12 protein-coding genes are annotated in these 13,591 nt (G+C 42.6%); all 12 read right to left on the bottom strand.

Translation table 11 applies throughout. The features are described from left to right. Positions 1 to 7: 7 nt before the first annotated feature. The 12 genes from O3664_RS08105 to O3664_RS08160 all read right to left on the bottom strand — a co-directional run bounded on the left by O3664_RS08105 (position 8) and on the right by O3664_RS08160 (position 13,203). Positions 8 to 1,249, bottom strand: a complete 1,242-nt coding sequence (locus O3664_RS08105) for an aminopeptidase (protein ID WP_371613875.1) — start codon at positions 1,247 to 1,249, stop codon at positions 8 to 10. A gap of 21 nt (positions 1,250 to 1,270) precedes the next feature. Next, positions 1,271 to 1,423, bottom strand: coding sequence for a hypothetical protein (locus O3664_RS08110; protein WP_020903066.1), 153 nt, complete (start codon positions 1,421 to 1,423; stop codon positions 1,271 to 1,273). Between the two features lie 23 nt (positions 1,424 to 1,446). Continuing rightward, entirely contained in the window at positions 1,447 to 5,838 is a 4,392-nt protein-coding gene (locus tag O3664_RS08115) for a PolC-type DNA polymerase III (RefSeq protein WP_371613876.1), read from the bottom strand. Positions 5,839 to 5,941: 103 nt separating this feature from the next. Then, on the bottom strand, positions 5,942 to 8,023 hold the full coding sequence (gene fusA, locus O3664_RS08120) for an elongation factor G (RefSeq protein WP_000090348.1): 2,082 nt from the start codon (positions 8,021 to 8,023) through the stop codon (positions 5,942 to 5,944). 279 nt (positions 8,024 to 8,302) lie between these two features. After that, positions 8,303 to 8,773: a 30S ribosomal protein S7 gene (gene rpsG / locus O3664_RS08125; RefSeq protein WP_000087873.1), complete on the bottom strand. Its 471-nt coding sequence runs from the start codon at positions 8,771 to 8,773 to the stop codon at positions 8,303 to 8,305. A 19-nt stretch (positions 8,774 to 8,792) separates the two neighbouring features. After that, a complete protein-coding gene (gene rpsL / locus O3664_RS08130) occupies positions 8,793 to 9,206 on the bottom strand; it encodes a 30S ribosomal protein S12 (protein WP_001142332.1) in 414 nt (137 codons plus the stop codon). Between the two features lie 313 nt (positions 9,207 to 9,519). After that, positions 9,520 to 10,119, bottom strand: coding sequence for a response regulator transcription factor (locus O3664_RS08135; RefSeq protein WP_371613877.1), 600 nt, complete (start codon positions 10,117 to 10,119; stop codon positions 9,520 to 9,522). Beyond that, the gene (locus O3664_RS08140; protein ID WP_371613878.1) at positions 10,120 to 11,211 is read right to left on the bottom strand and encodes a sensor histidine kinase; all 1,092 of its coding nucleotides are present in this window, start codon (positions 11,209 to 11,211) and stop codon (positions 10,120 to 10,122) included. Beyond that, positions 11,211 to 11,948 (bottom strand): ABC transporter permease, encoded by a 738-nt coding sequence (locus O3664_RS08145; protein ID WP_371613879.1) that lies wholly within the window; start codon positions 11,946 to 11,948, stop codon positions 11,211 to 11,213. Before O3664_RS08145 ends, O3664_RS08140 begins: the two co-directional genes overlap by 1 nt. A gap of 1 nt (position 11,949) precedes the next feature. Then, positions 11,950 to 12,834 (bottom strand): ABC transporter ATP-binding protein, encoded by an 885-nt coding sequence (locus O3664_RS08150; RefSeq protein WP_371613880.1) that lies wholly within the window; start codon positions 12,832 to 12,834, stop codon positions 11,950 to 11,952. Next, positions 12,821 to 13,015 carry a hypothetical protein gene (locus O3664_RS08155; RefSeq protein ID WP_084928052.1) on the bottom strand — a complete coding sequence of 65 codons (195 nt, stop codon included), beginning with the start codon at positions 13,013 to 13,015 and terminating at the stop codon, positions 12,821 to 12,823. The genes O3664_RS08150 and O3664_RS08155 overlap by 14 nt, the downstream gene beginning before the upstream one ends. Continuing rightward, positions 13,012 to 13,203, bottom strand: coding sequence for a hypothetical protein (locus O3664_RS08160; protein ID WP_084928051.1), 192 nt, complete (start codon positions 13,201 to 13,203; stop codon positions 13,012 to 13,014). Before O3664_RS08160 ends, O3664_RS08155 begins: the two co-directional genes overlap by 4 nt. Positions 13,204 to 13,591: the final 388 nt, after the last annotated feature.

Below are 13,591 nucleotides of genomic sequence, written 5' to 3' on the forward strand. Positions count from 1 at the left end.
TATCTCCTTAATTTGCCCAATCTCCGTTACGGAAGAGTGGTACACGTGTCCCATCCTCACGGATACCATCGATATTCATTTGGTCAGAACCAATCATAAAGTCTACGTGAACATCTGAACGGTTAAGCCCCGCAGCTTCAAGCTCCTCTTCACTCATCTCCGCTCCACCAACAACGCTAGTCGCATAGGCTGCACCGATAGCCAAGTGGTTTGAAGCATTCTCATCAAAAAGGGTGTTGAAGAAGGTAATGCCTGACTGAGAAATTGGACTTGGATCTGGTACCAAGGCACATTCACCCAAGGCACGCGCACCCGCATTTTCAAAGACAAGGTCTTTCATGACCTGATCACCCTTCTCAGCTGAAATATCCACGATTTGTCCATCCTTGAAGGTTACTTTAATTCCTTCGATGATATTTCCATTATAGCTAAGCGTTTTTGTAGAAGTGACATAACCATCTGCACGACGGAAGTCAGGCGCTGTGAAGACTTCCTCTGTCGGCATATTTGGCAAGAATCCTTCGCCCTGTGCATTGATAGCACCAGCTGATTCCCAAACGTGATTCTTCGGCAAGCCAAGGGTCAAATCGGTCCCTGGCGCTGTGTAGTGAAGGGCTGAAAATTGCTCTTTATTAAGCATATCGGCCTTGCTCTTGAGGATAGTTGCATGCTCTTCCCAAGCCTTAACAGGATCTTCTTCATAGACACGGCAAGTTTTGAAGATTTGGTCCCAAAGGAGATCGACTGCTTCTTCATCGTTCGCAGCATTTGGAAAGACTTTCTTAGCCCACTCAAGTCCAGCAGCGGCTGCTACCGTCCAGCTAACCTTGTTAGATTGAGTTGCGATTCGCATTGGCTTCATGGCAAGTCCCATAGCTTTAGCAGAAGCTGAAAGCTTGTCAGCATCCACACCGTTCAAAGCACCTGGATCAGATGAACGAACTCCAAGACGGCTAGCCTTGTTTTCCAAAAGATAGTTCATCTCAGCAATCTTATATTCTGGCACATTGTCCAAACGCTCCATCGGCGCATGGAGGAATTTCTCACGGTTAATCACATCATCTGTCCACTGAACAATAACCTCGTGCGCACCCAAAGCATAAGCTTCTTTGACGATTAAGTGAGCCAACTCGCGTTGCTCCACATCGATAGAGAGAGCCAAAGTGTGACCAGGTTGCACATTGATTCCGTTCGCAACCAATAATTTCGCATATTTTTCTAGATTTTCTTTAAAATTTGGTAAAACCATTCTGTTATCTCTTTTCTATTTTTATTTTTCTTTCAAAGCAGAGAATAATCCTGCTAAAGCAATGGCACCTGACAAGAGTGCTGTTGATAGAAGAATTATTTCATCTGCCAGCTCTAGCTGATAGTCAAAAACTTTTTGAGCTGGTTTGTCTTCTGCAAATATTCTTAGTTTCATCAAAAGCCCTCCGTTACTAGCACTTAAAACAACTCATCAAACAAACTCAACTGGTTATCCTCTGGCATATTTCCGAGAATTCCCATTTCATCCATCTTTTCAACCAAGGTTGATGAGAGCCCTCCACGCTTGCGCAATTCTGTTTTAGAGAGGAATTCTCCCTCTTCACGCGCTCGCACCAGCTGCTTAGCAACGTTCTCTCCTAGACCATCCATAGCAACAAATGGTGGAATCAGTGTATCTCCGTCAATGATGAATTCAGTCGCATCACTACGGTAGAGGTCTAACTTCCCAAACTTGAAGCCACGCTCCCACATCTCATTGACAATCTCAAGAGTTGTATAGAGATCGATCTCCACATTAGAGGCTTCATTGTTCTTCCGTTTTTCAGAGATTTCTTCCATTCTGCGCTTGATAGCCTCCAAGCCCGCCCCCATGGTCTTGATATCAAAAGCCTTAGCACGGATTGAGAAATAAGCACAGTAGTAATAAATGGGATGATGAACCTTGAAGTAAGCTACACGCAAGGCCATCATAACGTAGGCTGCCGCATGGGCCTTAGGGAACATATACTTAATTTTCCCACAGGACTCGATATACCACTCTGGCACCTTATTAGCCTTCATGGCTTCAATGTAGCCATTGCGTTCCTCTTCGGAAATCTTGAGCCACAAGCCCTTACGTACCCGTTCCATGATGGTAAAGGCCATCTTAGGTTCCAGACCAGCATGCATGAGGTAAACCATGATGTCGTCTCGACAACCGATAACGGTTGATAGGTCCGCAATTCCTTGCTTGATCAGATCTTGAGCATTGCCCAGCCAAACGTCGGTACCATGGGACAACCCTGACAACTGAAGCAACTCCGCAAAAGTTGTCGGATGGGTTTCATCGACCATGCCTCGGACAAAGTTGGTTCCAAACTCTGGAATCCCCAACATCCCCGTAGGCGTCCCGATTTGCTCAGGTGTTACCCCTAACACATCCGTCCCAGAAAAGAGGGCCATCACACCTTCGTCATCCATAGGGATTTCATTAGGATCAATCCCAGACAAGTCCTGTAGTTTCCGAATCATGGTCGGATCATCATGTCCCAGCACATCGAGTTTGAGGACGTTCTCATCGATATCGTGGAAGTTAAAGTGAGTGGTCTGCCATTCAGCCGTCACGTCATCTGCTGGATACTGGACAGGCGTAAAGTCGTAAACATCCATGTAGTTAGGAATAACAACGATTCCTCCCGGGTGTTGTCCTGTTGTCCGCTTGACACCAGCAGCACCTTGGGCAAGACGTTCCACCTCTGCATCACGATAAAACTTGCCATAATCTCGCTCATAGCCCTTGACAAATCCATAGGCAGTCTTAGCAGCCACCGTACCAACCGTTCCCGCACGAAAGGCATATTCCTCACCAAAAATATCACGCACATCCAAGTGGGCGCTAGGCTGATCTTCCCCCGAGAAGTTCAAATCAATATCGGGAACCTTATCCCCATCAAATCCAAGGAAGGTCTCGAACGGAATATCCTGCCCATTTTTGCTGAGTTTATGACCACATTTAGGACAGTCCTTATTGGGCATATCAAATCCTGAACCATAAGAACCATCGGTGATAAACTCACTGTACTGACACTGACCACAGACATAGTGAGGAGAGAGAGGATTGACCTCCGTAATCCCAATCATAGTCGCAACAAAACTAGATCCGACAGACCCACGAGAACCAACCAAGTAGCCCCGTTCATTGGAACGTTGAACCAGCATCTGCGAGGCCAGATAAATCACAGCAAATCCATTCCCCAGAATAGAGGTTAGTTCTTTTTCAATCCGCAAATCAACGATATCTGGCAGCGGATTTCCATAAATCTCAAAAGCTTTCTTATAGGTCAACTCAGCAACCGTTTCTTCCGCCTTGTCGATAAAAGGTGTGTACAAATCACCTTTTACAACCTCAACAGGCTCAAAGGTTTCTGCCAAGGCATTGGTGTTTTCAATAACCAGTTTACGAGCCAGTTCCTCTCCCAAGAAGGCAAATTCATCCAACATCTCATTGGTCGTTCGAAAATGAGCCTTTGGAAGTGGTGCTGGTTGGGCATGTTCACCATGACCGATGGTCCGGTTAATCATAGCCCCCTGCCCCAAACTACGGACAATAATTTCACGGTAAATCTCTTCTTCTGGTTCGATATAGTGGACATTTCCCGTAGCCAAAACGGGCTTGCCAAGACGGTCGCCGACCTCTATCAAACTTTTGATAATGGTCTGTAGTTCTTCCATATCCTTGACCTGCTCCTTGGCGATCAATGGCGCATAGATAGCTGGTGGCATGATCTCAATAAAGTCATAATACTTGGCCACCTCAACCGCCGCATCTACACCTTGGGAAACAACCGCGTCAAAAACTTCACCTTCAGAGCAAGCTGATCCTAAAATCAACCCCTCCCTATGGGCATCTAGAACCGTTCTCGGAATCCGCGGCACTCCTTCAAAGTACTTGGTATTAGACAAGGAAACCAGCTTAAAGATATTTTTTAGCCCTACTTGATTCTTGACATAAATGGTCGCATGCTTGATCCGAGCTTTTTTATAAGAATCTGGACTAATCAAATCAATATTAAGTCTAGCTAGATCGGTCACACCATGTTTTTCTGCTACTTCTTTGATAAAAATAAAGAGCAGACGACCAGTAGCTTCCGCATCGTAATTGGCCATGTGGTGATGTTCCAAAGCCACACCAAAACGCTTGGTCAAAGGCCCCAAACCATGACGTTTATACTCAGGATAGAGATTTCTAGCAAACTCCAGCGTATCAATAACTGGCTGACTAATCTTTGGCAGACCATGACGCTCATAGTTGGCATTCATAAATCCAACGTCAAAGGTAGCATTGTGGGCAACTAAGACCGTATCCTTGCAGAATTCTTGGAATTCTTGCAAAACTTGTTCCAGTGGTTTGGCATTTTTGACATGGTCATCTGTAATTCCAGTCAACTCAGTAGTAAAAGCTGACAAGGGATGTCCAGGATTGATAAATTCATCAAATTCAGCAATAACATTCCCCTTGTACATCTTAGAGGCCGCAACCTGAATCAAATCATTATAGATAGCTGAAAGCCCCGTCGTTTCCACGTCAAAGACCACGTAGGTCGCTTCCGACAAGTCCATCTCCACTTCGTTGTAGACGATAGGGACACGGTCCTCCACGATATTGGCTTCCATACCATAGATCAGCTGGATTCCCGCTTTCTTAGCCGCCTTATAGCCATGTGGGAAGGACTGGACATTCCCGTGGTCCGTGATGGCAACAGCCTTGTGTCCCCACTTAGCAGCTGTCGCAACTATTTCTTCAACCTCTGGGAGAGCATCCATGGTCGACATGTTAGTATGAGCATGAAACTCAACCCGCCGTTCTCCTTCTGGCATTAAATCCTTCCGCTCATAGTGAACAACTTCCTGCACATCCTGCACGTTCATAGTCAAATCACGTGTGAAGTTATTCATCTCCACATTCCCACGAACTCGGAGCCAAGAGTTTTTCTTGATTAAATCAAACTTCTGAGCCTCTTCCTCGTTCTTAACCCACTTTTGCATCGAAAAACTTGAAGTGTAGTCCGTCATTTTAAAGTTGATCAAAACACGCCCTGTTCTGGTCACTTTTTGCTCCACATCAAAAACAACCCCTTCAAAGACCAAACGATTTTCCTCCGTCGTCACTTCGATCATAGGAGTAATCTCCACCTTGTCCAACTTTGGTTTAGGTGTAGCTTTTTTAGCTTGAAAATCAAAGGATGGTTTCTCTTCCGCTGGAGGAGGTGCCATCTGTTCTAGTTGTTCCATAGCACGGAGCGCTTCCTCGTTAGCAGCTTGAACAATCTGCTCATTTTCAGCATGAAAGGCCTCTTCCTGCTCTTGTGTCAGGACATCATTCTTCTCTACTTGACAATTAAAAGCTGGAAAACCAAACTTTTCAAGTTGTTTCGCTAAATTAGGAAGGTGATTTTTCTTAAAATGCTCCTTATCAATCGCCTCAGATCCTTCAATAAATAGCTGATTGCCCTCCGCACGAACTCGCAAATTCTGATAAAGGGACTTAAAACCTTGGCTAGCACATGGCCCTTCAGAAAAAGCCTCTCTATAGTAGGACTGCAAGAGTTGATTTGAAAATTCTTGAGACAGAGCCTTGATTTCGAAAATAGCTTTATTGCCTGTCTTAGAAAATTCTTCGCTCAAACCTTTCTTTATTTCTAAAAAGATTTCAATCGGTAAAATATTAGAAAATACGAAATGAAATTCCCATACCTTACTAATTTTATGAACCACAACTCGCTCAATATCGGCCTGCGCTAAAGCAGGAGCCTGTCTCATTTCAGCAGGCATCCCCAGTTGATTCATCAAAATTTCAAAACTATTTGACATTCATTTTCCTCACATTATTCTCCTACTATTTTACCATACTTAGAGGTGTTTTCTAAAGACAAAAGGAAGCCACTAAGTGACTTCCTTCTAGAGTGAGGACTGATTAGTCTTCACCTTTGTTTTTCTTAATGATTTCTTCTTGTACTGACTTAGGTACATCTTCGTAGTGGTCAAATACCATCATGAATGTACCACGTCCTTGAGATGCAGAACGAAGAACTGTTGCGTAACCGAACATTTCAGCAAGTGGAACGTAAGCACGAACGATTTGGCTGTTACCATGTGCTTCCATACCATCTACACGTCCACGACGAGCAGTTACGTGACCCATAACATCACCAAGGTTTTCTTCTGGAACAGTGATTGTTACAAGCATCATTGGTTCAAGGATAGCTGGTTGTGCTGATTTAGCAGCTTCTTTAAGGGCAAGTGAAGCCGCGATCTTGAAGGCAGTTTCAGATGAGTCGACATCGTGGTATGAACCATCGTAAAGCTTAGCTTTAACGTCAACCATTGGGTAACCTGCAAGTACACCGTTAGCCATAGATTCTACCAAACCTTTTTCAACCGCTGGGATAAATTCGCGAGGAACCACACCACCGACGATTGCGTTTTCGAATTCGAATCCTTTACCTTCTTCGTTTGGAGTAAATTCAATCCATACATCACCAAATTGACCTTTACCACCAGACTGACGTTTGAAGAATCCACGTGCTTGAGTAGAAGCGCGGAATGTTTCACGGTAAGATACTTGAGGAGCACCTACGTTAGCTTCAACTTTGAACTCACGACGCATACGGTCAACAAGGACGTCAAGGTGAAGCTCACCCATACCAGAGATAACTGTTTCACCAGTTTCAACGTTTGTTTCAACGCGGAATGTTGGATCTTCTTCAGCCAATTTTTGAAGGGCGATACCCATCTTGTCTTGGTCAGCTTTAGATTTTGGCTCAACCATCAATTGGATAACTGGTTCTGGAACGTTGATTGACTCAAGGATGATTTTAGCTTTTTCATCTGTCAATGAGTCACCAGTTGTAGTATCTTTCAAACCAACGGCAGCAGCGATATCACCTGAGTAAACAGTGTCAATTTCTTGACGGCTGTTGGCGTGCATTTGAAGGATACGTCCGATACGCTCACGTTTACCTTTAGAAGTGTTCAATACGTATGAACCTGATTGAAGAACACCAGAGTAAACACGGAAGAATGTCAAACGACCTACAAATGGGTCAGTCATGATCTTGAAGGCAAGAGCTGCAAATGGCTCTTCGTCAGATGCTGGACGAGTTTCTTCTTCGTCTGTATCTGGGTTAATACCCTTGATTGCTGGGATGTCAAGTGGGCTTGGAAGGTAGTCAATAACCGCATCAAGCATCAATTGAACACCTTTGTTCTTGAAGGCAGAACCACACAATACTGGGAAGAATTCAACGTTGATAGTCGCTTTACGGATACCAGCTTTCAATTCTTCGTTAGTGATTTCTTCACCTTCGAGGTATTTCATCATCAATTCTTCGTCAGTTTCAGCAACTGCTTCGATCAATTTTTCACGGTATTCTTGAGCTTGGTCAAGGTATTCAGCTGGGATGTCTTCTTCAAGGATATCTGTACCAAGGTCGTTAGTATAGATTTCAGCTTTCATCTTGATCAAGTCGATGATACCACGGAAGTCATCTTCAGAACCGATTGGCAATTGGATTGGGTGTGCATTTGCTTGAAGACGATCGTGAAGTGTGCTTACAGAGTAAAGGAAGTCAGCACCGATTTTATCCATTTTGTTGGCAAATACGATACGTGGAACTCCATACTCAGTTGCTTGACGCCAAACTGTTTCAGTTTGAGGCTCAACACCTGATTGTGAGTCAAGAACGGTAACAGCACCATCCAATACACGAAGAGAACGTTGTACTTCGATTGTGAAGTCCACGTGTCCTGGTGTGTCGATGATGTTTACGCGGTGGTTGTTCCATTGAGCTGTTGTCGCAGCAGATGTGATAGTGATACCACGCTCTTGCTCTTGCTCCATCCAGTCCATTTGTGACGCACCTTCGTGAGTTTCACCGATTTTGTGGATTTTACCAGTGTAGTAAAGAATACGCTCAGTAGTTGTTGTTTTACCAGCATCGACGTGAGCCATGATACCGATATTACGAGTTTTTTCAAGTGAAAATTCGCGTGCCATGAGGTTTGTTTCTCCTATTTATTTTTGATTTCTATTCTATTATAACACGATTTTAATAAAAACGGATAGGCAGGACCTACCCGTTCTCAATGTTTTCATGCTATTGTTGGTTTCAACTTGTAGATTTACAAGTTGAATTGAACTCGGGCTAAAGTTAATTAGCCGATTTGAGCCGGAACGGGATGCTGTGTGAAAAAGATAAACTTCCTTGTATTCGTCGAATACTGCGTCAGTTTCCTATTTTCACCTTGCATCCTTACCGTTCCTAGCATCATGATTTTACCAACGGAAGTGTGCGAATGCACGGTTAGCTTCAGCCATACGGTGAGTGTCTTCACGTTTCTTAACAGCTGCACCAGTGTTGTTAGCAGCGTCCAAGATTTCTTTTGCAAGACGGTCTTGCATTGTGTGTTCACCACGAAGGCGAGCGATTGTTACCAACCAACGAAGTCCAAGTGTTGTACGACGTTCTGGACGAACTTCAACTGGGACTTGGTAGTTAGAACCACCAACACGACGTGCACGTACTTCAAGTACAGGCATGATGTTTTCCATAGCTGTTTCAAATACTTCAAGTGCATCGTTTCCAGTAGCTTCTTTGATTTGCTCAAAGGCACCGTAAACGATTGAAGCAGCTGTACCACGTTTACCATCAAGCATAACGCGGTTGATAAGACGAGTAACTAGTTGTGAATTGTAAAGCGGATCTGGCAATACGTCACGTTTTGGAGCTCTATTTTTACGACTCATTTCTCTTTATCCCCTTTCCTTATGCTTTTGGACGTTTAGTACCGTATTTAGAACGGCCTTGTTTACGATCGTTAACACCTGCAGTATCAAGTGCACCACGGACGATATGGTAACGTACCCCTGGAAGGTCTTTTACACGTCCACCACGAAGAAGCACCACGCTGTGCTCTTGCAAGTTGTGTCCGATACCTGGGATGTAGGCAGTAACTTCGATAAGGTTGCTCAAACGTACACGAGCGAATTTACGAAGGGCTGAGTTAGGTTTTTTAGGTGTCATTGTTCCAACACGAGTTGCAACACCACGTTTTTGTGGTGAAGAAACATTTGTTTGAACTTTTTTATGACTGTTGTAACCAACGTTCAAAGCTGGTGATTTAGATTTTTCTACTTTTGATTTACGCGGTTTGCGAACCAATTGGTTAATTGTAGGCATCTACATTCTCCTGTGTTTTTTTATTTTTGGTGACGATACACTTGGTGACAGCTATCATCTGTGTGTACTTTTGCAACATTTGTCAGCACGTCCCTGTACACTCTTGAGAGACCAAAAGTAAAAAGTACCGTCTATTATTGTAACAAAATTTTCCCTTGGTTGTCAAGATATTTTTCTTTTTTATTGTTAATTTTAGCTCTTTTTTAGTGCTCCCCAAAAAAAGAAAAAGGAGGAATCCCACCCTCCTAAAGTTAGTATTGTTCCATTCAATCCCATCAATTTTAGCACATAATGTTCAAAAAATATTATATCATCACAACCAACCAGATTCTTTCGCGATATTAGCTGCCTCTGTTCGATTACCAGCATCTAGTTTCGAAAGAATATTGGTGACATAGTTTCGGACTGTTCCGTTTGATAAATAAAGTTGATCTGCAATTTCTTGGTTAGAGAAACCCTGAGCGATTCCCTTTAAAACTGCGATTTCTTGTTCTGTCAACGGATTGGGATGCGTCATCACCACTTCCATCAATTCAGGAGAATACTCCTTGCGCCCTTCGAGGACAGTGTGCAAGGTTTGCATGAGGTCTGCAATGTTTCTTTCTTTTAATACATAAGCATCTACTCCAGCCTTGACCGCACGTTCAAAATACCCAGGACGCTTGAAGGTCGTCACCACAACCACCTTTGTTTCTAGATTTTCTGCTCGTATCCACTCCAAGACTTCAAGACCTGTCTTAACAGGCATTTCTACGTCAAGGATGGCGATATCTACAGACTCCCTTTCTAATAGTTGGATTGCTTCTTGCCCATTCTTGGCTTGAAAGACAGACTCTACATCCGGTTGAAGCGTGATCAATTGACACATAGCATCTCGTAGCATACTTTGATCTTCTGCGACTAATACTTTCATCTACATTCTCTCCTTATAAGGTAGTCGAACCTGAACTTCTGTCGGTTCTTTCCAGCTAATTACCTTTACTTCTCCCGAAAATGGAAGAACACGATCTCGAACTGTATGGAGGTCATCCCCCTTTATAGAAGTAAAGCCACAGCCATCATCTCTCACTGTTAGAATGAGTTCTTTCTCTGTCCGTTCTAATTTCAAGTAGACTTTAGACGCTTTAGCATGTTTGATGATATTGGTCACTAATTCAAGCAAAATCATGGAAGCCGTTGACTCCAATTCCTGAGTAAGGCTAGCTGTATCTAGTTGATTAGCTATTTCCACCTCAATTCCAGCAATTTCTAACATCTTTTTCACAGTCTCTAGTTCGGATGTCAAAGTTCTAGACTTAAGATTTTCCACAATGGTTCGCACTTCACGCATTGATTCTTTGCTAATTTGCTGTATTTCTCTTAATTCCTTTTCCACCTGTGGGTAAGCCTGCATTTGAAATAACTGCAAGGCTAGATCAGTTTTAACACTAAGCATAGCAAAGGTATGTCCCAAGCTATCATGCAAATCCTGACCGATACGACTACGTTCATTTTCAGCAAGCAATAGATTTATCTGGGCATTTTGCTTAGCCTGAGCTTCTTTCAAATCCTCCACAATACGAATCCGAACCAAGCCAAAAGTCATTAAATCGATAAAAGTGAGAATTCCAAGTAGATAGACTAGAAACTCAACTTCCTGAAAAATCAAAAGTTGGCCCACAACAAGGACTTGAGCAAGAAGAAAAGTCCGGACATGTAAAGAATTAAAACTACGTACGCCGAAATGATAAATTAAGAGATTGGCAAGGAAAAAGAAGAACCAGATATAATTTACACCAACAAAGGCGGTATTCCCAGCTACATAGGCTAGCATGATAACCCAACAGAGCCAGGATAAGCGCTGACTCTTGGTGGTTAAAACGCCTAAGTAAGCCACCACAAATAGAATATCAATCAACAAATGCCAGCTAGGTAGCTCCCCAGTCACTACAGGAACGATGGGAAAAACCATAAAAATCAAACTGGCCCAATACATATAGTCTATGCTTTTCAGTCTTTCAAGCATTAAGAATTCTCCTTATGATCTTGAAGGTAAATGGTCAAACCAAACAAAACTGCTGAAAAAACAAGTAGATAAACTGTGGCTGATAAATTGATGCCACCCTCGTTTAAGAAGGTCTTGAGCAACTCCATCAACTGATAAGTTGGTAGACACTTCCCGATTGCTTGCATCCAGTCTGGAAATAAAGAGATGGGCATCCAAAGTCCGCCTAAAACAGCCAAGCCTAGATAGAGAAGATTGCCCACGACAGACATCAGCTGACTAGAAGGCAAGAGTGTCAAGGTCAAGCCAAGCGCTACAAAAGCTACACTTCCTACTATCAGCAAGAACGCAGCCCCAATCCAGTTTCCAAGAGACATATCCACACCTCTGACCAAGTGCCCAACTGAGAAAACAACCAGGATTGAGACCAGATAATCAACCATCATACTTGTTATCTTTGATAGATAATATTCTACCATATTTACAGGGGTATGGCGCAATGTTTTCTGCCAGTTGTTGATTTTATCGGTATGTAAGACAGCTGGAAATGAAAACATAGCTGTCGACATCATGGAAAAGGCTGTCATGGAGATGAGGTAGTCGCGCATAAAATTAGCCGGTCCACCTGGTGTGTCCTGGTACATACCTGAAAAGAATAAATAGAAGGCTGTCGGCATCCCTACGGATAACAGATAATAGACTAATTGTCGTTTGGTCAATAGAAATTCTATCTTGTTTAGTGCTATCCATCGTTTCATCTTAGTCATCTCCCTTTTGTGTTTCTTCAAAGATTGTATCCAACAAGCTACGATTATTGACTTCAATTTCTTGAATCCTACATCCTGCTTGAACTAACAGTTGCCAAAAAGCATCCGCTTCACGTGTAACTACTTGCAAAGCATCTTGTTTTTGTGACCAGTTTTCAACCAAGTTAGACTGCTCAATGACTTCCTTGTAAGCTAGAGGAAGGATAAAGTGCTTTTCAATCGCCTCACTGCGCATAGCTAGAGGTGTTGTATCGCGAATCAACTCTCCCTTATTCAAGACCAAGATTCGGTCCGCTGTATGCTCTACCTCTTCGATATAATGGGAGGAATAGAGAATGGTAACTCCCTTAGCTTTTAGGTCCCGAACAATTTCCCAAAAGCGTTGACGAGTTGAAGTATCCATGGCAGCAGTTGGTTCATCTAAAAAGACAAGCTTTGGTCGCCCAATCAAGGTCAAGACAAAAGAGAAGAGACGCTTTTGCCCGCCTGACAATTTTTCTGCGAATTGCTCTTTCTGTTGCTGGTCAAACTGCAATAGTTGATCGATTTCCTGGTTGCTCAAGGGATTTGGGTAAGTGCTTTGAAAGAAAGCAATCAACTCTTTGACCTTTAATTTCTGAACGATGACATTTTCTTGAGGCAGATAACCTCTAATATAGTCTAACTGAGAACTCGTCACTGACAAGCCTTGGATGGATACTTGACCGCTTGTGACCAGTTTATCTCCAAGCAGACAGTCCAAGAGTGTGGTCTTCCCAGCACCATTGGGCCCAATCAAGGCGACGCATTCACCTTCAGCTATCTCAAAGGAAATATCCTTCAAAATAGCCTTGCCCTTGATGTTTTTATTTAGGCTTTCTACCTTAATCATGTTCATGATATTCTCCTTTCAGCCACTCCTTTCCCATAGGAAAGGCGATAAAAATCATAAATCCTAGTCCCCAGGCACCACGGATGAATTGGTGAAGGAAGTCTTGATCAAACCAACCTGTAAACATTTCTACCAACCATACCACTAGTGATAGTCCAATAAAAAGATAGAGAAAGGCTTTTTTCATTTTTCAAACTCCTTTTTCACATCTGAGACTAATTTCAAACCTTCTCGGATAAGCCAGGACATCATTCCAAATCCTGCAAATAGCTCCCAAGGAAAATGATAGAAATCTTCATCCAATCCTGAGAACATGAGATAAGTCATGACTCCTGCTGCTACTAAACTCGTTGCGACAATTACTTTATGTTTCATTTTTTTCTTCCTCCATTTGATACATCTAGTATAATTCTTTAAAGGTAGAATCACTAGAAGCTTCTGTCACTAGGAGATATGACAAATGTCATAAAAATTCTGTTCAAAACAAGCAAGATACACTATACAATAAAACACAAGTAGAAAAACTCTAAGGTAGTTTCCTCAAAAGAGATATCAACCCCAATTCACACTATATTGAAAACTAATACTTATTTAAAATCAAAAGAGCCGAAATTTTTATCGCACAAAAACATATATTATAGGCAAAACGAAAAAACTCTTCAATTACTTTCTTAAAAGTTTGTGAGAATTATACAATCTGTTAAATTTTAATTTATGTGCCTAAACTACAGTATTCATTGAACAAATCAGGAAACAAAAAATT

Origin of the sequence: Streptococcus sp. 27098_8_109 (assembly GCF_041432295.1) — a bacterium.
GTDB lineage: Bacteria > Bacillota > Bacilli > Lactobacillales > Streptococcaceae > Streptococcus.